This window comes from Desulfovibrio legallii (assembly GCF_900102485.1).
In the GTDB taxonomy this organism is placed as follows: Bacteria; Desulfobacterota; Desulfovibrionia; order Desulfovibrionales; family Desulfovibrionaceae; genus Desulfovibrio; species Desulfovibrio legallii_A.
Window position 1 is genome coordinate 68,397 of sequence record NZ_FNBX01000009.1, and the last position, 18,860, is coordinate 87,256.

Consider the following 18,860-nt stretch of genomic DNA (forward strand, 5'->3'; position numbering starts at 1 on the left):
CCGGGCCCCTGTTGCCCCATTTTGCCAGGGCGCGGGCAAGGGCCGTCAGCGCCTTTTCCCGCGCTGCGCTCTGGCTGCGAAGCGCCGCTCCTCCAGCAGGGTTACGCCCGCGCCCGTGAGCAGCGCCGCAGCCGTGGCCAGGGCGTAGCAAGGCCAGAGCGGCAGACGCTCCACCCCGGTCATGATCGCCACGGCAAAGGCGATGCAGCCGAACCAGCCCGCCATAAAGCCGCGCATGGCGCACACCACGGCCCCCGCGCCCCCGGCCGCGTGCACAAAAGGCATGATGGCGCAGATCATGACCGGAAAGAACATGAGCACGCCGCTCCAGCCCGGCCCCAGCCGTTGCGCGGCCGTGGTGACGCCCAGAACCAGCGCCGCCCCCCAGGCCATTTGCAGGGGCAGCCGCAGCCGGACCGGCAGCGGATGCGACGGCCCAGGGCGCTCTTGCGGCACAGGGGGCAGCAGGGCCAGAATGCCCAGCGGCATGGCCAGCGCCAGGCCCAGGGCCAGCCACGGCGCGTGCGGCAGCCCCTGCACGGCCCAGCCCGTGACAAAATACCCCGCCAGCGAAAGCGGCAGGGCCCCAAACCAGGGCAGCCCGCGCACGGCCAGCCAGGGATAGGCCAGGGCCGTGGCCGCGCAGGCCACTACCCCCAGCAGCGTGTTGTACGAAGCCGCCGCCGCAAAAGCCGGGCCCTGCTCCAGAGTCAGAAAAAACGACACGGGCCCAGAAATAAGCGGCAGCCCGGCCACGGCCCCGCCCACAAACGCCCCCCAGCGCCGCGCTATGGCCGCGCAGAGCAGAATGAGCAAGGGCGTAAGCAGCATTTTGAGCAGCATGCGGGCTCCTGGGGAAGCGTTTTTTTGTGGGGGGAAGGGGGGGGGGCGCAGGGCGCCGTATCCTGGGCGGGCTGCCCTGAACAGGGAAGGTACGGCGGCCCAAACAAAATAAAAAACACGCCGCTATGCCCGCAGGGCACTGTCCGCCCTTCCCGTATCCTCCGCCGCGCCGTCTTATGGCCAGAGACGCCGCAGCTCCTCCCCCCAGAACAGCCACCCGGCGGCCAGCACGCCGGCCAGAAAAACGTATTCCCCCAGACTGCCCGTGGCGCAGAGCTTGAAGGAGAGTTTGCGCTTGCGCGAAAAGGGCGTCAGCGGCACGCCCGCCGGGGTGAGCATGTCCAGCAGCACATGGCTCAGACCGCCGAAACCCAGGCCCAGCAGCACGGGGCGCAACGGCGGCGGCAGCGCCGGCAGCCCGGAAGGGACCAAAGCCGCCGCGCAGCACAGCAGCCACCAGCCCAGCCAGTGGGTCGTGCCGCGGTGTATGGCGTTGAAGATCCTCTGCCGCCCCCGCCGGGTGGGGGCCAGCCGGGCCAGGCGCTGGTCCAGCACGTCGGGCAGCACGGCCCCGACGCAGGCGGCCGCCACCCCAGGCAGGGGAAAATGCAGGGCCACGGCCGCCATGACGGCCGTGGCCTCGTGGGTGATCCACTTCATGCACGGCCCCCGCGGGGTCAGAAGCGCACGGCGCGGGCGGCGTCCAGCGCCTTGGCGAAGTCCGCCTCCGTGTGGGCAAAGGAGACCATGCCCGTCTCAAAGCCCGAAGGGGCCAGATAGATGCCCTGGGCGCGCATCTGCTTATAGAAGGCGGTGAACAGGCTCTGGTCGCAGGCCTGCGCCTCGGCAAAGCAGGTTACCGGGCCTTCGCTGAAATACGGGGTAAACATGGAAGCAATGGTGGGCACCTGGATGGGCACGCCCTTGGCGGCCAGGATGTCGTGCAGCTCGCGGGCGAAGGCGGCGGTGCGGGCCTCCAGGGCAGCGTAGTCGGCGGTTTTGAGGCGGCGCAGGGTGGCCAGACCGGCGGCCATGGCCAGGGGATTGCCGGAAAGCGTGCCCGCCTGGTACACGCCGCCGCTGGGCGCGATCTTTTCCATATACGCGCGCTTGCCGCCAAAGGCCCCCACGGGCAGACCGCCGCCGATGATTTTGCCGAAGGTGGTCAGATCCGGGTCCAGATGAAAGCGGGCCTGCGCCCCGCCGTAAGCCAGACGGAAGCCGGTGATGACCTCGTCCAGGATGAGCAGACTGCCGTGCTTGCGGGTCAGCGCGCGCAGGCCCTCCAGAAAGCCGGGCCTGGGCAGAACCAGGCCCATGTTGGCGGCCACGGGCTCCACAATGACGGCGGCGATCTGCGGGCCGTGGGCGGCGAAGCAGGCTTCCGCGGCGGCCAGGTCGTTGTAGGGGGCCAGCAGGGTATCGGCAACCACGGCGGCGGGCACGCCGGGCGTGCCGGGGATGGCAAAGGTGGCCACGCCGGAGCCTGCGGCGGCCAGGAAGGGGTCCGCGTGGCCGTGGTAGCAGCCGATGAACTTGAGAACTTTGTCCCGCCCGGTAACGGCCCGGGCCAGGCGCAGGGCGCTCATGGTGGCCTCGGTGCCGGAATTGACCATGCGCACCATTTCCAGACTGGGCATGGCGGCGGTCACTTCCTCGGCCAGCAGCACCTCGTCCGGGCAGGGCGCGCCGTAGCTGGTGCCGCGCGCGGCTGCGGCGCACACGGCCGCCGTGACCGAGGGCTCGTCGTGCCCCAGAATCATGGGGCCCCAGGAGAGCACAAAATCGACATACTCGCGGCCGTCCGCGTCGGTCAGGCGGCAGCCGTGGGCTTCGGCAATGAACAGGGGCAGGCTGTCCACGTTGTGGCAGGCCCGCACGGGGCTGTTGACCCCACCGGGGATGACGGCGCAGGCGCGCCGCCACAATGCTTGGGAGCGTTGGTCCATGGAAGGTTCCTTCAGGCGAAATAGGTCATGGAAATTTTTTTGAGCTCTTTAAGGCTGCGCAGGATGGCGTGCTCCCGCAGGGGGGTGTCGCGCATGATCTCTTCCACCACGCCCAGGCACTCGGCCTCGCTGCGGCCGTGAACCATGGTGTAGAGTTCATAGGGCCAGTCGGGCGCGGCGCTGGGGCGGTAGTAGGCGTGGGAGACGTGCGGATGCCGGGCCGCGGCCCGGCCGCAGTCCTCCGCTTCTTCGGGCCGCACCTTCCAGGCCACCATGGCGTTGTGGGTCCAGCCGGTCTTCTGGTGCTTGATGCTGGCCCCGAAGCGACGGATGGCCCCGCTTTTTTTCAGCCGGGTCAGCAGCTCCAGCACGGCCGCCTCGCTCAGGCCTGCCTCGCGGCCCATGTCGGCATAGGGGGTGAGGCTCTCCGGCAGGTCGGCCTGCACGATGCGCAGCACGCTGTATTCCGCCGGGCTGAACTGTTGGGGCATGGTCGCCTCCGTCCCTCGCTGGTTGATAAAGGTTTTGCCGCGCGCCGACAACGGCCCCGTTGGCGGCCGTTGTCGGCGCACTTGGTCCTGCACGCAAAGCGCCAGGAAAAGCCGTTGCAGGCACGCAGGGCGCGCACGGCTTGCCTGCCCGCACCGTCGGCGGCATTTGCGCCGTTGCGGCGACGCCCCCGCGCGCAGGCGTCAAAGCCGCGCCAAGGTGCAGCGCCCTAGCGGGAAAACGAACGGGCAAACAGGTTCTGGATGGCCACCCGGCCGTTGTCTTCCAGAAAGCGGGTGCCTGTGGCGGCAAAGTGGGCGCAGTTGACGACCGGGTCCACAATGTCTGCCCAGTGGTCCTTTTGCCAGACGAACCAGGCGTTTTTGGGCTGATCAAAAACCAGCAGAGGCTTGTTGCAGATTTTGGCGAATTCCGCCCCCCAGCCCGTGCCGCCCTTAACGGTGCCGTCGGGCTGCACCGCGCCCACCACTACGATCTGGTCGCCGCTGCTCACCTGCCAGCAGATGGACTGGAGCACCTTGCGGAACAGGGGGGCGCGCGTGTACTCGCGGTTCATGAGGCGGGAAACGTAGGTCAGGCTCACGTCCTTGAGGGCCAGTTCTTCAGAGGTCAGCACGCGCACGCCGCGGTTGCGTTCGATCTGGTGGCCTTCAAAGCTGTAGTTCACCTCTTCCATGCCCCAGCTTTCGGCCAGAGCGCCGAAAAACTGTTCGGTGCCCGCGGCGCCGCCGCTGTAGAGCACACATTGTTTGGGGTTGAGCATGCGGGCCTCCTCGGAGGGTGGTTGTGCCGGCCCGGACGGGCGCGGTAAAAACGTATGCAGGCATCTTCGCAAAAAATGCGCCCTTGGGCAAGGCGGCGCGCGGCGGAAAACGCTTCTTCGTCGGCGCAACGCAACGGCTGGGGCGGCCGGAGCCGACGGCGCGCCCATGGCGCAACAAGCGGCGCGCCCATGGCGCAGGGGAGCCGTGCACATAAAATCAGAGCAGGAGGAGCAGGGGCGGCAGGAATGCCAAGATGAGGCGGGCTGGCGACAATCGGGATGCAACGTTCCTTCAGTAGCCTGCCCGCCGCGGTCAAAGTGCTGTGCAGGCGCTTGCCTGCGGGGGGCGCAACGCGACAAAAAACGCCCCCACGACGAGGGCGTCGGCTTGTCTGTTGCGGGTTCTAGTAGCGGGGCTGGCGGGGCGCCCTGGGTTTGGCTTCGTTGACGCGCAGCGTACGACCGCCGAAGCTGAAGTTGTCCAGAGCTTCAATGGCGGAATCGGCTTCGCCGTCTTCCATTTCCACAAAACCAAAGCCGCGGGCACGGCCGGTATCCCTGTCGCTGATGAGTTTGACGGACAGGACGCTGCCGTATTCGGCAAAAAGATCCTGAACCTGTTCTTCAGTGGCGGACCAGGGAAGGTTCCCGACATAGATGGACTTGGACATGAAACACCCTCGCAAAAAAAACAATCTTCCCGCGCTTCATTCCGGCAAAACGTATCGCCGGCACGCGGCCCTTGGTGCAACAGAAACACGCTTTGCCGAGCTTGTCAATAAAAGCACAAAAAAAGTTAGCATTGCGCGCTTTTTTGCGCGGTACGGCGCTGCCCGCCGGGAGTGCGCCTGACCGGGCCTGAAGAGATTAAGTGCTTAGATTCATAGGGGTTGACGGAATTACGCGCCCAAAAGCGCGGCGAGCCGCAAAAAGTGTTACCACTTTGTTGCAGAAAAACAGAGCTTTTAGCTCAGAATATATAAGTGCTACTAGAGTGTTTGAATATTCAATTCAGCGGCTGGACAGCCATACTGCACTGGAAGGCGGCGCAGTGCGGCACACGGAAGGATTGTCGGCTTTGCGCCGCAGGGTTTTGCGGACAAGGAGGCTTGCGTTGCAAACGCCCGTCAGCAAGGGCGATAGGAACAGCTGATCCCATCCGTCGGGGCGCGGCCTGGGGCTTCCCTGCAGCAGGCCAAGGGGGAAACTGTGCCTGCAGCTGTGGTGGGACGGCGCTTTACGCCCCGCCCTCGGAAGGCGGCGGGGTCCAGTCCGGCGAGATGTCCTCAAAAGAGGTGTAGGGGGAGATGTACATGAGCTCGGCCACGCCCACCGGGCCGTTGCGCTGCTTGCCGATGATGATTTCGGCCAGGCCCTGGGGCGGCCGCTCGGCGGGCTTCTGAAATTTGTACACGTCGTCGCGGTATACGAACATGATCACGTCCGCATCCTGCTCAATGGCCCCGGATTCGCGCAGGTCTGAGAGCATGGGGCGTTTGTCCCCGCGTTCTTCCACCTTGCGGTTGAGCTGGGCCAGGGCCACCACTGGGAGGTTGAGCTCCTTGGCAAGGCCTTTCAGGGAGCGGGAAATGTCCGAGATTTCCAGCTCGCGCGAATCCGTGCGGCGGCTGGTGCGCATGAGTTGGAGATAATCCACCACAATAAGGCCCAGGCCCTTTTCCGCTTTCAGGCGGCGGGCGCGGGCGCGCAGCTCCAGGGTGCTCAGGGCCGGGGTGTCGTCAATATAGATGGGCGCGCGGGCCACCACGTCCGCCGCCTCGTAGAGGCGCTGCCAGTCCTCGTCCGTGAGCAGGGAAGGCCGCCGCAGCTTGGAGAGATCCACCTTGCCCCACACGGCCAGCATGCGCTGGATGAGCTGCTCCTTGCTCATTTCCAGGGAGAACACGGCCACGGGCACGCCCTGGCGCACGGCGGCGTGCAGGGCCATGCACATGGAAAAGGCCGTCTTGCCCATGCTGGGCCGGGCCGCCACGATGATCAGGTCTGAAGGCTGGAGCCCCGCCGTGAGCTTGTCCAGGCGGGTGTAGCCCGTGGTGACGCCGGTGATGACGTCGCGGGCGTCGGCCAGTTTGGAGAGGTTGTCAAAAACTTTGTCCAGCAGCTCGCGCGTGGGGGTGAAGTCGCGCCCCACGGTGCGCTGGGAAATGGCAAAGACCGCCTGCTCCGAGGAATCCAGCAGGTCGCTCACCTCGCGGGAGGCGTCGTAGCAGTTGGCAATGATGCGGGAGCAGGCCTCGATGAGCCCGCGCTGCAAGGCTTTGTCCCGCACGATGGTGGCGTAGTATTCCGCATTGGCTCCGGAGACCACGGCCTGGGCCAGCTCGCCCAGGTACACGGCCCCGCCGGCCTCTTCCAGGCGGTTGCCGCTTTTGAGCTGCTCTGCGATGGAAAGGAGGTCAATGGGCGCGGATTTGCCGTACAGATCGAGGATGGCTTGAAAAATAACGGCGTGCGCCGGCAGGTAGAAGTCTTCGGGGGCCAGCTGACCTACCAGAATGTGCAGAAGCTGCGGCCGCAGCAGAATGCCGCCCAGCACGGCCTGTTCCGCTTCCACGCTGTGGGGCGGCACGCGGCGCACCAAGTCCTGCTGGGCGCGCTCCACCGTGCGGTTGACGCGGCCGGGAGCCTGAGTCGGCCCTCCCGACGGCACGCCCCCGGCCTCGCGGCCGGGGGCGTTGTTCATATCATGGGAGCCGGACACGCCGCACCCTTATTGGGCGGCGGAAGCGTCCACAGAGGCTTCCGCGGAAGCGTCGGCAGGAGCTTCGGCGGCGGTTTCGGCGGGTTCTTCCTCCACCACGGGCTGGTGGTCGGAGATGACCTTCACCGGCACCACGGCCACCACGCTGGCGTGCAGGCGCACGCGCACGGGGTGTTCGCCCAGGGTGCGGATGGGGGCGTCCATAAGGATGCGGCGGCGGTCCACTTCCACTCCCAGGGCGGCCAGAGCGTCGCCGATGATGGTGGAGGTCACCGAGCCGTAGAGCTTGTCGTTGTCGCCCACATGCATGGGAATGACCACGTCCAGCGCTTCCAGCCGGGCCTGCAGGCCCTGGGCTTCGGCGCGCAGGGCGTCCATGCGGGCCTGGAGCTTTTTACGCTCCTGCTCAAACACTTTGAGGTTGGCCGGGGAGGCCACCATGGCCAGCCCCTGGGGCAACAGGAAGTTGCGCCCGTAGCCGGGCTTGACCTCAACCACATCGCCAAGGGTGCCGAGATTTTCCACGTCGGCGCGAAGGATGAGTTTCATGGGCGCCTCCTTAAATGGTGCTCTTTTTCTTGACGCTGGAATCGTGCGTGGCGGTGTAGATGAGCATGGCCATCTGGCGGGCGCGCTTGATTTCGCGGGTCAGCAGACGCTGATGGTGGGCGCAGGTGCCCGTAATGCGCCGGGCGATGATCTTGCCGCGCTCCGTAATGAAGTCGCGCAGGATGTCGGGGCGCTTGTAGTCCAGGGGCAGTTCCTTATCGGCGCAGAAGCGGCAGAACTTGCGGCGCGGGGCGAATCTCTTTTTAAAAGCCATTTAGGCAACCTCCCCGGCCTCTTCGTCGGCCAGCTTGACGGTCACGAATTTGAAGATGCCGTCGGTAATGCGCACATTGCGTTCCAGCTCCGCCACCAGGGCGGCGGGGCCTTCATACTCCAGGCGCACATAGTAGCCGCGCATGAGCTTGTGCACGGGGTAGGCCAGGTCGCGCATGCCCCAGTGGTCCACAGCCGTGACGACGCCCTCCTGGCGCTCCACCACCGCGGTCAGCGCGCTGAGCACGCCCTCGCGGTTTTCGGCGGAAAGCTCCGGCGAAAGGAGCAGCAGGGTTTCAAATTTCCGCATGGTCGTTCTCCTTATGGATTGACAGCCCGCGCCGCAGGGCGCGAGCAAGGAACGGACTCTGTACAACCCTTCCGGTTCCGGTGTCAAGGGCCCGTCGCCGCATCAGCCGTACAGGCGGGGATTGGTGGCCCCCAGCAGGCAGAGCACTTCATACGAGATGGTGCCTAGGGTGTCGGCCAGGTCCTGCGCCGTCACGGGCCGTTCGCCCGGCTGGGCCGGGCCGCCCACAAGCCAGGCCGCGTCGCCCTCGCGCACCGGCGGCAGGCCGGTCACGTCGGCCATGATCATGCCCATGCAGATCCGGCCCACCTGCGGCGCGCGGCGGCCGTTGATCAGCAGGACCGCGCGCGTGGAAAGCGCCCGCGCGTAGCCCGTGGCGTAGCCGATGCCCACCACGGCCACCGTGGCGGGCGCTTCCGCCGTGAACAGGCGGCCGTAAGAAACGCTCTGCCCGGCCGCAAGCCGCCGCACCTGGATGACCGGCGCGCTTACGCTCATGGCCCATTCCAGGCCCAGGGCCGCGCCTTTGCCTTCCCAGGCCGTGCCCGCAAAGGGGTTGCCGCCGTAAAGGGCAATGCCGGGGCGGCACACGTCGTAATGCGCCTCCGGCCAGGCAATGGTGGCCGCCGAATTGGCCAGGGAGCGCTCCAGCCCCGGAAAAGCGTCGCGCAGCGTGGCCGTCATGGCCGCAAAGCGCTCCATCTGCCCGCGAGTGTAGGCCTCCTGCCCCGGCGTATCGGCGCAGGAAAGGTGCGAAAGCGCCATAACCGGCTCCAGCCCCTGGATGCCCCGCAGCCGTTCCACGGCCTGGGGCAGTTCCTCCTGCGTAAAGCCCAGGCGGCCCATGCCCGTCTCGCACTTGACAGCCACATGCAGGGTGCGGCCCGCGTGGCAGTGGGCGGCGGCCTTTTCCAAAGCTGTAAAACTGCCCACCACGGGGATCAGATCCTGCGCCGCGGCCCCCTGCCAGTCCACATCGTCCAAAGCCCCCAGCAGGACCACGATCTTCTGGCGCAGCCCGGCGTCGCGCAGGGCCATGCCCTCGGCCACCGTGCCCACGGCAAAGCGCCGGGCCCCGGCCTCGGCCAGGGTGCGGGCCACAGGCACCAGCCCATGGCCGTAAGCGTCTGATTTGATGACCGGCATGAGCGCGGCGGGCGCGCCCAGACGGGCAAAGTTGCGCCGCAGGGCTCCCAGGTCCACATGGCACACGGAAGGGGAAAAGGTACACTCGCTCATAAACTGTTCCTTGACACCTGCCGGCCGCACTGCGCCGGAAAAAGATGTTGCGCGGCCCAGGGCCGCGAAGCCGGGGCGGCCAGGGCCCCCCGCCTAGAGCAGATTAGCGTTGAGAATATGCATTCTCAACGTTTAAAACACGCTCGTTTCGCGTTTAACAGCGCAAATAAATTGCGTTTACGCCTCCACAGCGGGCGTCTGCTCACGCAGCCGCCAGGGCATTTCAAAGCTGAAATGCCCTAACGTGGAGCGGAAGTTTACCCCCATTGTTGCACGGGCACAAGAAGCCGCTCTTGCCAGGCCCCGCCCTTTGCGGCTACCCTCGCGCCATGACGCACCTCACCTTCACCCTGGAACACACGGACGGCGCGGCCCGCGCCGGGACCCTGCGCACGGCCCACGGCCCGGTGCCCACCCCCGTCTTCATGCCCGTGGGCACCGTGGGCTCCGTCAAAGCCCTGGCGCCGGACGATCTGCTGGCCATCGGCGCGCCCATCATCCTGGGCAATACCTACCATCTGTACCTGCGGCCCGGCCACGAGCTGGTGGCCCGGCGTGGCGGCCTGCACAACTTTGCCGCCTGGCCCGGCGCTATCCTTACGGACAGCGGCGGCTTCCAGGTCTTCAGTCTCAGCTCCCTGCGCAAAATCCGGGAAGAAGGCGTGGAGTTCCGCTCCCATCTGGACGGCTCCCGCCACCTCTTCACCCCCGAAAGCGTGCTGGAAATCCAGCGCGCGCTGCATTCCGACGTCATGATGGTGCTGGACGAGTGCGTGCCTTTCGGCGCGGACTACGCCTATACCGAGCGCTCCCTGGCCCTGACCGGCCGCTGGGCGCGCCGGGCGCGGGCCGCCTACCCCGCGGGCACGGCCCGCAACCTGCTTTTCGGCATCGTGCAGGGGGGCTTTTTTAAGGATCTGCGCCAACGTTCGGCCGAGGAAATCTGCGCCCTGGATTTTGACGGCTTCGCCATCGGCGGTCTCTCCGTGGGCGAACCCAAGCCGCAGATGTACGATCTGCTCTACCATACCGCTCCCCTCCTGCCGCGCGAAAAACCCCGTTACCTCATGGGCGTGGGCACGCCCCTGGACATCGTTACCGGCATCCACGCCGGGGTGGACATGTTCGACTGCGTGCTGCCCACCCGCAATGCCCGCAACGGCACCCTCTACACCTCTCACGGCAAGGTCAACATCAAGCGGCGCGAATACGCCGAAGACGACCGCCCCCTGGACCCCTGCTGCCGCTGTTACACCTGCCGCACCTTTACCCGCGCCTACCTGCGCCACCTCTTCGCCAGCCAGGAGCTGCTCGCCTTCCGCCTCAATTCCCTGCACAACCTTACCTATTTTATGGATCTGGTCCGCGGCGCGCGCGAGGCCATCCTCCAGAACCGCTACAACGACTACCTGGCCCGCATCGCCGCCCTCTACCCCGATGAGGCCGCCCGCGCCGCCGCAGGGTAAGCCGGCGCACCTTCTGGCCGCGGCTGCTTGACACATTTCAAGAGTTGTTGAAATATACGCCATGACAAGCCAGCAAGCCATCGACGTCTTCAACGCCCTGGCCTCAGACGTGCGCCTGCCCCTCTTCCGGCTTCTGGTCCGCCACGCGCCGGAAGGCCTCGTGGCCGGCGAAATCGCCGCGCACCTGGGGCAGACCCACACAAACCTCTCTTTTCACCTTAAGGAGCTGGTCCATGTGGGCCTTATCACGCGGGAAAAAGAAGGCCGTTGCGTACGCTACCGGGCCGATATCCCCCTCATGCTCGAAACCGTGGCCTACCTCACGGATCAATGCTGCGCCGGCCATCCGGAGCTCTGCCGCCGCTTCCGCGCGGCCAGCCCCGTGCCCCAGGGCGTGCTGCCCGACCTGCCTGGGGTGAACGGCCAGGGGTGAACGCCTCAGGCCGTGGGACGGAACCCGGATCAGGCCCTGCGTCCGGCCCACGGCGCAGCGGCTAGAGCAGATCAACGTTGAGAACAGGCATTCTCAAAGTTTACGACACGCTTGCTACGGCGCTTAACAGCGCAGATAAATTGCGCTTACACCTTCGCGGCGGGCGTCTGCAGCAGCGCGGGAGCGGGAAGGCCCGGCCGGCAGATTGGGATGGAGAGGCCTGGCTGGCGGCGGCAGACGCCGGGCCGCGCACAGCCCAGCGTCCCCCATGGGCGGGCGTAGCGCCCCCTGATGGGCGGCGTGCGCGATAATATGTCAATATGTCTTGAATAGTCATAATGAAGGAGCGGAACATGGCAACGGAAAACAGTTCTCAAAATCCGCAGCAAGTGCGGGAAATCGTGCGCACCGGCTACGCGGCCATCGCCACGGGGCAGCGCTGCTGCTGCTCCAGCCGCCGCAGCGGGCAGGACGACCCCCAGCGTCTGGCCCAGGCCATGGGCTACGACGCGGCGAGCCTGGCCAACCTGCCTGAAGGAGCCAACATGGGCCTTTCCTGCGGCAATCCTGTGGCCATGGCGGCCCTGCAGGAGGGGCAGCGGGTGCTGGATCTGGGTTGCGGCGGCGGGTTTGACGTTTTTCAGGCCGGGCCGCGCGTCAAGGCCGCAGGCCGGGTCATCGGCGTGGACATGACCCCGGAAATGCTGGCCAAAGCCCGCCGTAACCTGGTTGCCTACCGGCAGGATTCCGGTCTGGACAACGTGGAGTTCCGCCTGGGGGAGATCGAGCACCTGCCCGTGGCCGACGCCAGCATCGACGTGGTGCTTTCCAACTGCGTCATCAACCTTTCCCCGGACAAGCCCCAGGTCTGGCGCGAAGTTTTTCGCGTGCTGCGGCCCGGCGGCAAGGCGGCTGTCTCAGATCTGGCCCTGCTCCAGCCTTTGCCCGAAGGCGTGCGTGCCATGGCCGCGGCCCTGGTGGGCTGCGTGGCCGGAGCCGTTCTGGTGGACGAAGTGCGCCGCCTGGTGGAGGATGCGGGCTTTACCAACGTGGTCTTGCGGCCCAAGCCCGACTATGTGCGCCATATGCAGGACTGGAACGATCCCCTCTACCGCGACGTCGCCCAGGCCTTGCCGGAAGGCGCGTCCCTGGCCGACTATGTCGTCAGCCTTTCCGTAGAGGCCCATAAGCCGGCATAGACGCGGAGAGGAGAGCGGTTTTTGTGGGGGGCTTGCCGGGGGTTATGCGCTTTCCCGGGCGCGCAGCAGCAGGGCCAGGCGACGGGCCACGGGGTCGGGTTCGGTCTCCGCATTTCGCCAGTGGGCGGCGGCGTGATCCGCCACGCGGGCCAGCGCGTCCAGGGCTTCCTCCACACTGTCCACCCAGGCGCTTACCGCCCCATGCAGCATGAGCCCCGCGCCCTCCAGCGGCCCGCGAATGCCCAGCACGGGCACGCCGGCCCCGGCGGCCAGGCCCACCTCCACGCCGGCATCCTGCCCGGACGCGCCGTAATAAATGACCAGATCCGCCGTGAGGCAGGCGTCCCGGCAAAAGGCGTAGATCTGCCCGCCGTCCTGATCCGTATCCATCCAGATGCGCCGTTCCAGGGGCGTGAGCCCCGGCGGGGGCGCGGCTTTTTCCGTCCAGTCCAGCAGGCTGCAGCCCAGGGCCCGCAGCTCGCGCCCCAGCAGCCGCACCCCGTGCTTGTGTTTGAACGAGGCCGCCACATATATCGTCAACATGCGCTCTCCCGCTTTAAGGGATTTCAGAACTGCCGCCAGAACAAACGCTGGCGGCAGGGCGCAGCATAGCGGGAAAGACCGCAACGGGGAAGGAGGGAAGAGACGCCGCAAGAACCCAGGCGCTGCGCAGCAAGCCGGACTTTTGCGGCATCCTTATAAAAGCCCCTCCTGAAAAACGCATGAGGGGCTTTATGTTTCGCTTGCATATCAAGCGGTTATAGCCTTTGGTGCGAGAGGGGGGACTTGAACCCCCATACCTGTGGTGCTGGATTCTAAGTCCAGTGCGTCTGCCTATTCCGCCACTCTCGCAAAAAGCGGGTCTGCATACCATACGGCCGGGCGGGCCGCAAGACGCAGAGCCGCGGCCCGTGCAACGCGGCAAGGGCTCTCGCATGCCGCCGGGCCGGATTGCCGACGCGACCCGCCGCCAACCGTCCGCGCCGTGCGCTATTCCAGCAACAGGGCCACGCCGTCGGTGCGGGCGGGCATAACCTCGCCCACCTCGGCGGCCAGATCTCCGCCCGCCAGCAGTTGCGCCCGCGCCGTCGCCACGGCCTCCGGCGGTACGGCCAGCAGCAGCCCGCCGGAGGTCTGGGCGTCAAAAACCAGGCTTTCCAGCGCTTCGTCCACGCCCTGCGCCGTCAGCGTGCGGCAGGCGCAGTGCCTGCGGTTCAGGTGGCTGCCTGCGGGGATAAGCCCGTCGCGGGCGTACTCCAGGGCGCGGGGCAGCAGGGGCAGGGCCGCGGTGGAAAGGCGCACGCAAACATTGGAGGCCAGGGCCATTTCCAGCGTGTGCCCGCCCAGGCCGAAGCCCGTAATATCCGTAGCCGCCGTCAGGCCCAGCTCGCGGATGACCGCGCCGCCCACGGCGTTGAGCCGGCCGCACCAGCGCGCAAGCTCGGCCTCGCTGGCCGCCGCCTCCTCCCACCCGGCCTTGACTGCCGTGGAAAGCACCCCCGTGCCCAGGGGCTTGGTCAGCAGCAGGATCTGACCGGGCGCAAGGCCGTCGTTGCGGGCAATGCGCGCGGGGTCGATGACGCCGGTCACGGCCAGGCCGTATTTGAGCTCTTCGTCCTGCACAGTGTGCCCGCCGGCCAGCACGGCCCCGGCCTCGTTCAGGGCCGCCAGGCCGCCCCGCAGCACGGCCGCCAGCACGCCTTCGGGGTCGTCCTCCGCCAGGGCCGGGGGAAAGAAAGCCAGGTTCATGGCGCTCCACGGCTCGCCGCCCATGGCGTAGATGTCCGAAAGGGCGTTGGCCGCCGCAATGCGCCCAAAGGCAAAGGGGTCGTTCACAATGGGCGTCAGCACGTCCGCGCTTTGCACCAGGGCGCGGCCCGGCGGCACGCGCAGCACGGCCGCGTCCTCGTTGCGGGCGCGTCCGGCCAGCACGCGGGCTTCCAGATCCGGCCGCCCGGAGGCGGGCAGCGCGGCTAAAAGACGCTCCAGGGCCCCTGGAGCCAGCTTGGCCGCTCAACCGGCGGCGTGGGCTTTTTCCAACAACTTCATAACGGCTCCAGGGGTGTGGGGTGAGGGAAAGATCTGACTGGCGTTTCAGGACAAATTGTACCGCGAGAACAGGGCGTCCCAGGGTGCAGGGACCGGCAGCGCCCCACGCCGCTGTCGGTCCCTGCGGCCGTTACAGCACGTCCAGGCTGTGCAGGGCGTCCAGCACGTCCTCCACGGGCAGCGAATCCAGGCAGGCCTGGGGCGGCCTGGGGTACTCGAAGCCCAGATTCAGGTAGGCGTAGGGTCCGCGGTGCGGCAGCAGGCTGCGCGTATGCGGTCCCACGGGGCCCCAGCGCAGAGGGTTTGTGGGCCCGTTGAGCGCCACCGTGGGCGCGCCCGCCAGAGCCGCCAAGTGCATGGTGCCCGTATTGACCGCCGCCACAGCGGCCGCATGGGCGAACAGGCAGGCCAGATCGCTCAGGCTGCCCGCGCCCGCCAGCGACGCCGCCGGGCAGTCCGGACGCTCCCGCAAGAAGGCCGCCGTGCGCGCCGCGTCTCCGGGCCCGCCCGTGAGGCAGACCTGGAAGCCGCGTTCCGCCAGGCGGCGGCTCAGCGCCTCCCAGTGGGCGGCGGGCCATTCCTTGAGCCAGGATTGCGTGCCCGAAGGCCACATGTGCAGGCAGACACAGCGCTCAGGCGGGGCCGACACGCCGGCCCGGGCCAGGAAAGCCGCGGCGCTCGCCGCCGTGTCGGGGGGCAGAAGCAGCCGGGGCGCGCCCGTAAGATCGGGGTAAAGGGTCCGGCCCAGGGCCAGAAAATTTTCCACTTCGTGGCGGCGGTTGCTGTGGCACGCCGTGCGGTCGTAGCCCCAGGCCCGGCACTGCCCCGGCGTGGCAAACCCCACAGTTTGTTTTGCGCGGGAAAAATTGCACAGGATGGCCCCCAGCCGCGCCCACTGGCTGGCGTCCATCAGCAGGTCCAGCCGCTGGCTGCGCAGCCAGCGGGCCATGGCCGGCACCTGCCGGATGCCGAAGGCCGCCGTGACGTCCAGGCCGGGCGTTAACGCGGCGGCCTGGGCGTTGGCGCGCGAGGTCAGCAGCACAAAGGTCGCCTGGGGCAGGCGCTCCCGCAGGGCGGCAATGCAGGCGGAAAACAGCAGCAGATCGCCAATGGCCCCCAGGCAGAGAAAGCCCACCCGTTGCGGTGGTTCCGCGCCCTGGCCGCGGCCCGCGCGCCACAGAGCGCTGACCGCGGCCAGGGGCACGCCCGCCCAGCGGTCCAGGGCGCGGAGCAGGGCATTGCTGCGTTCAGCCATCAGTAGGCTCCATAGCCGGTAAGCACCACCGGCACGGTTCTGGCCAGAATCCAGAGATCCATCCACACGGACCAGTTGCTGATATAGTAATGGTCGTAAGACACCCGCTCCGCATAGGAAGTGTCATTGCGGCCGGAAACCTGCCACAGGCCGGTGATGCCGGGGCGGACCAGACAGTACTCTTCGTACACGGGGCCGTATTTTTCTTTTTCGTTGGCGACGATGGGGCGCGGCCCCACCAGGCTCATATCGCCTGCGACCACGTTAAGCAGCTGGGGTAGCTCATCCAGACTCAGCTTGCGCAGCACGCGCCCCACACGGGTGATGCGGGGATCGTTTTTCAGCTTCTGGTCTCTGAGCCATTCCTCGTGCAGGGCGGGGTCTGCGCGCAGCAGATCCTGCAGCACTGCGTCCGCACGGTCGACCATGGTGCGGAATTTGAAAATGCGGATCTCCCGTCCGCCGCGTCCCACGCGGCTCTGGCGGAAAAAGATGGGGCCGCGGCTGTCCAGCCGGATGCAGAGGGCCAGAAAAAGCCCCAGCGGCAGCAGCACCAGAGACCCCAGGAGGCAGAGCAGCAGGTCCATGCCGCGCTTGAAGCGCAGGCGGCGTTTGTCGCGCAGGTTCTGGCGCACCAACAGGCCCACGGCCTGGCCCAGGTCACGCGGGGTAAGCCAGTGCACCCGGAAGCCGTCGCCGAAAATAGGCACCACCAGGATGCGCTGAAAATGGCGGCTGGCCTCGGTGATGTAGTCCTGCGGCTGCTCCTGGCCGGTGGCTTGCAGGAACAGGGCAATGGCCTCAGGGTGGCGGGCCGCCGCAGTGGCGAACAGCGCGCGCAGGGCGGCCGGATCCTGCGGCAGGGCCCGGATGGCCACGGGCTTGAGGTCGCGTTCCGGATGGCGCTTGAGGTAGTGCCAGAATTCGCGGCCGTCCTGGCCGCAGTCAAAAATGATCAGCGGGCTGCCCCACCACCGGCTGCGCGCGAACCGGCGGCGGCACAGGCTGCGCGCCCAGGGCAGGGTAAAGGCGCTGCAGGCCCAGCTGCCCGTAAGCACGATGCGCGAGTAAACGTCGCCCGTTTTGGAAAGGAACAGGGCCGCCACAATGCAGCCGTAGAGCAGGCAATCGAGCTGGAACAGGGCGCGCACCTCGCGGTGCGGCGGCAGGCTGACGCTGGGGTAAAGCCCCAGGCCCCCGGCCAGGAGCGGCCCCAGCACCAGCAGCAGGGGCAGCACCCATTGGTAGAGCACGGGGTCCACGCCGCCGAAGGCGGCGCGCAGCAAAAAGACGGCCATGGCCGTGCCGGTAAGGGCCAGCAGGTCTGCCAGGCAGAGTAGGGCGTTTTGCGGCGCGAAGCCCAAAAAGCGCAGGGCGCGGACCCAGAAAGGCGGATAGTGCATGACGGGACGGCTTGTTGGTTGGTTGGTGCAGGGCGCGCAGGCGCGACAACGCCTTCCAGCATACACTGAACAGGGCGTGACGGCAACGTCCGCCCGGGCCGCGGACGCGCCGCCTTGCGCGCCGCCGGGCCGCCGCCTGTTATCCCCTTGTGCGGCCCCTTGCAGGCCCTTGCGGGCAAAAGGCCTGCGGATGCGGACAGCCCTGCGGAACGCCTTGCGCGCCGCCGGGGGCGCGGGGCCTCGCCCGAAGCCAGAGTCCTTGCCACTGTCGCTGGCTTCTGGTAGGCTGATTCCTTGTTTTGCCGCCGTTTGTGCGGCACGGGGTATGACGGCGGGCGTGCGCCGCCGTGTTCGTCCATATTTTTTGCCAGGGGGAACCGAGTATGAAGAGATTTTTTGTCTGCGTGGCGCTGGCCGCCGTGCTGGCCGCCGTGCCCGCCTTTGCCAAAAAAACCTATGTTAACGGCATTGACCCCAACTATCCGCCCTTTGCCTATGTGGATGAAAAAACCGGTCAGCCCGCCGGCTTTGACGTGGACTCCATGACCTGGATTGCCAAGCACATGGGCTTTGAAGTGACCCACAAGCCCCTGGCCTGGGACGGCATCATCCCCGCGCTGCTGGCCAAGCAGATCGACATGGTGGATTCCGGCATGAGCATCACCCCGGAACGGGCCAAGATGGTGCAGTTTTCCGAGCCGTACTGGACGGTTTCGCGCGTCTTTGTGGTGCCCGCCGATTCCAAGCTGACCCCCAAGGACATTCTGAGCCAGAAGATCAAACTGGGCGTGCAGCGCGGCACCTCTGAAGCCAACGCCATCAAAAAGGAGCAGGAAGCCAAGGGCTATCCCTTTGAGCTGCGCTTCTACGACTCCGCCCCGCTGGCTGTGGAAGACCTGCTTAACGGCCGCATCCAGGCCGCCCTCATGGACGAGCTGCCCGCGGACGACGCCATCGCCCACGGCCGCGCCGTGAAAAAGGCCGGAACCCACGGCGTGCCGGATCAGTTCGGCGTGGCCATGCGCAAGGACGACAAAGAGCTCCACAAACTGGTCAACGAGGGCTACAAAAAGCTCATGGCCGATCCCTACTGGAAAGAACTCCAGAAGAAGTATCTGAACAAGTAAGCCGCTCCGGCGGCCTTTTTACGGGCGCGGACCGTCGCAAGGGCGGCCCGCGCCCCCACCTTTCCGCCCCATTGCCTATGCACGCACTGCTGGTTGTTTATAATGCCCTGCCCTCCATGCTGGCGGGCAGCCTGGTTACCATGGGCAACGTGGCCGTGTCGCTGGGCATGGGGCTTGCGCTGGGCGTGCCGCTGGCCGTGGGGCAGGTCTATGGCGGGCCCTGGCTGCGGCGGCTGGCCGCGCTCTACGTCTGGTTTTTCCGCGGCGTGCCCATCTTGGTGCTGCTGTTTTTGTGCTACGGCCTGTTCATGAGCCTGGGCCTGCCCGTGGATCCATTCATTGCCTGCTGTCTGGTGCTGGGCTGCACCAGCACGGCCTACCAGTCCCAGATTTTCCGCGGGGCCATGGAAAGCCTGCCGCGCGGGCAGCTCAACGCCGCCCTGGCTCTGGGCATGGGCGAGCGCACGGGCATCTGCTGCATTGTGCTGCCGCAGGCCCTGCGCCTTTCCATCCCCGGCTGGGCCAACGAATTTTCCATCCTGCTGAAGGATTCGGCCATCTGCTATGTGCTGGGCACCCAGGACATCATGGCCCGCACGTCCTTTGCCGCGGCCCGCACGCACGAACATCTGGCCCTGTACGCGGCGGCGGGCGCCCTGTACTGCCTGCTGACCCTGGTGGTGCTGCGCTTTTTGCGCCGTCTGGAAGAAAAAGTTCAGGTGCCGGGCTACGCTGCGGGCTCGGGCCTGGACGGCATGGAGATGGGGTAA

20 protein-coding genes and 1 tRNA gene are annotated in these 18,860 nt (G+C 67.0%); 5 read left to right on the forward strand and 16 right to left on the reverse strand.

The annotated features are described in order from the left end of the window. Positions 1-45: 45 nt before the first annotated feature. From BLS55_RS06800 to alr, 11 genes are all read right to left on the reverse strand, one after another. Positions 46-843 (reverse strand): hypothetical protein, encoded by a 798-nt coding sequence (locus BLS55_RS06800; RefSeq protein ID WP_092153670.1) that lies wholly within the window; start codon positions 841-843, stop codon positions 46-48. A gap of 174 nt (positions 844-1,017) precedes the next feature. Continuing rightward, positions 1,018-1,503 carry a metal-dependent hydrolase gene (locus BLS55_RS06805; protein WP_092153672.1) on the reverse strand — a complete coding sequence of 162 codons (486 nt, stop codon included), beginning with the start codon at positions 1,501-1,503 and terminating at the stop codon, positions 1,018-1,020. Positions 1,504-1,520: 17 nt separating this feature from the next. Then, on the reverse strand, positions 1,521-2,792 hold the full coding sequence (gene hemL / locus BLS55_RS06810) for a glutamate-1-semialdehyde 2,1-aminomutase (RefSeq protein WP_092153674.1): 1,272 nt from the start codon (positions 2,790-2,792) through the stop codon (positions 1,521-1,523). An 11-nt stretch (positions 2,793-2,803) separates the two neighbouring features. After that, complete coding sequence (ahbB, locus tag BLS55_RS06815) at positions 2,804-3,283, reverse strand: siroheme decarboxylase subunit beta (RefSeq protein ID WP_092153676.1); 480 nt, start codon at positions 3,281-3,283, stop codon at positions 2,804-2,806. Between the two features lie 227 nt (positions 3,284-3,510). Further along, a complete protein-coding gene (locus tag BLS55_RS06820; RefSeq protein ID WP_092153678.1) occupies positions 3,511-4,065 on the reverse strand; it encodes a hypothetical protein in 555 nt (184 codons plus the stop codon). Between the two features lie 404 nt (positions 4,066-4,469). Next, positions 4,470-4,736: an RNA recognition motif domain-containing protein gene (locus tag BLS55_RS06825; protein WP_092153680.1), complete on the reverse strand. Its 267-nt coding sequence runs from the start codon at positions 4,734-4,736 to the stop codon at positions 4,470-4,472. A 566-nt stretch (positions 4,737-5,302) separates the two neighbouring features. After that, complete coding sequence (gene dnaB / locus BLS55_RS06835) at positions 5,303-6,769, reverse strand: replicative DNA helicase (RefSeq protein WP_092153684.1); 1,467 nt, start codon at positions 6,767-6,769, stop codon at positions 5,303-5,305. Between the two features lie 27 nt (positions 6,770-6,796). After that, a complete protein-coding gene (gene rplI, locus BLS55_RS06840) occupies positions 6,797-7,336 on the reverse strand; it encodes a 50S ribosomal protein L9 (RefSeq protein WP_092153686.1) in 540 nt (179 codons plus the stop codon). A gap of 10 nt (positions 7,337-7,346) precedes the next feature. Beyond that, positions 7,347-7,610: a 30S ribosomal protein S18 gene (gene rpsR / locus BLS55_RS06845; RefSeq protein ID WP_092153688.1), complete on the reverse strand. Its 264-nt coding sequence runs from the start codon at positions 7,608-7,610 to the stop codon at positions 7,347-7,349. After that, positions 7,611-7,919 (reverse strand): 30S ribosomal protein S6, encoded by a 309-nt coding sequence (gene rpsF / locus BLS55_RS06850; protein ID WP_092153690.1) that lies wholly within the window; start codon positions 7,917-7,919, stop codon positions 7,611-7,613. A gap of 102 nt (positions 7,920-8,021) precedes the next feature. Continuing rightward, positions 8,022-9,158, reverse strand: coding sequence for an alanine racemase (gene alr / locus BLS55_RS06855; protein ID WP_092153691.1), 1,137 nt, complete (start codon positions 9,156-9,158; stop codon positions 8,022-8,024). 329 nt (positions 9,159-9,487) lie between these two features. Between alr and tgt the strand changes: the two genes are divergently transcribed. From tgt to arsM, 3 genes are all read left to right on the forward strand, one after another. Further along, positions 9,488-10,624: a tRNA guanosine(34) transglycosylase Tgt gene (gene tgt / locus BLS55_RS06860; protein WP_092153769.1), complete on the forward strand. Its 1,137-nt coding sequence runs from the start codon at positions 9,488-9,490 to the stop codon at positions 10,622-10,624. Between the two features lie 61 nt (positions 10,625-10,685). After that, a complete protein-coding gene (locus BLS55_RS06865) occupies positions 10,686-11,057 on the forward strand; it encodes an ArsR/SmtB family transcription factor (RefSeq protein ID WP_092153693.1) in 372 nt (123 codons plus the stop codon). Positions 11,058-11,410: 353 nt separating this feature from the next. Next, the gene (gene arsM, locus BLS55_RS06870; protein ID WP_092153695.1) at positions 11,411-12,256 is read left to right on the forward strand and encodes an arsenite methyltransferase; all 846 of its coding nucleotides are present in this window, start codon (positions 11,411-11,413) and stop codon (positions 12,254-12,256) included. Between the two features lie 42 nt (positions 12,257-12,298). On the opposite strand, the gene BLS55_RS06875 is transcribed toward arsM, so the two are convergent. The 5 genes from BLS55_RS06875 to wbaP form a co-directional block, all read right to left on the reverse strand. Then, positions 12,299-12,799 carry a translation initiation factor 2 gene (locus BLS55_RS06875; protein ID WP_257243167.1) on the reverse strand — a complete coding sequence of 167 codons (501 nt, stop codon included), beginning with the start codon at positions 12,797-12,799 and terminating at the stop codon, positions 12,299-12,301. Positions 12,800-13,024: 225 nt separating this feature from the next. Continuing rightward, positions 13,025-13,108 (reverse strand) — tRNA-Leu (locus BLS55_RS06880). A gap of 138 nt (positions 13,109-13,246) precedes the next feature. Further along, positions 13,247-14,305, reverse strand: coding sequence for a selenide, water dikinase SelD (gene selD / locus BLS55_RS06885; protein ID WP_092153697.1), 1,059 nt, complete (start codon positions 14,303-14,305; stop codon positions 13,247-13,249). Between the two features lie 130 nt (positions 14,306-14,435). Next, entirely contained in the window at positions 14,436-15,560 is a 1,125-nt protein-coding gene (locus tag BLS55_RS06890; protein WP_092153699.1) for a glycosyltransferase family 9 protein, read from the reverse strand. Then, positions 15,560-16,963, reverse strand: coding sequence for an undecaprenyl-phosphate galactose phosphotransferase WbaP (gene wbaP / locus BLS55_RS06895; RefSeq protein ID WP_092153701.1), 1,404 nt, complete (start codon positions 16,961-16,963; stop codon positions 15,560-15,562). The genes BLS55_RS06890 and wbaP overlap by 1 nt, the downstream gene beginning before the upstream one ends. Positions 16,964-17,346: 383 nt before the next feature. On the opposite strand from wbaP, the gene BLS55_RS06900 reads away from it, so the two are divergent. Together BLS55_RS06900 and BLS55_RS06905 are read left to right on the forward strand one after the other, a co-directional pair. Then, complete coding sequence (locus tag BLS55_RS06900) at positions 17,347-18,090, forward strand: ABC transporter substrate-binding protein (RefSeq protein ID WP_092153703.1); 744 nt, start codon at positions 17,347-17,349, stop codon at positions 18,088-18,090. 77 nt (positions 18,091-18,167) lie between these two features. After that, positions 18,168-18,860 carry an amino acid ABC transporter permease gene (locus BLS55_RS06905; protein ID WP_092153705.1) on the forward strand — a complete coding sequence of 231 codons (693 nt, stop codon included), beginning with the start codon at positions 18,168-18,170 and terminating at the stop codon, positions 18,858-18,860.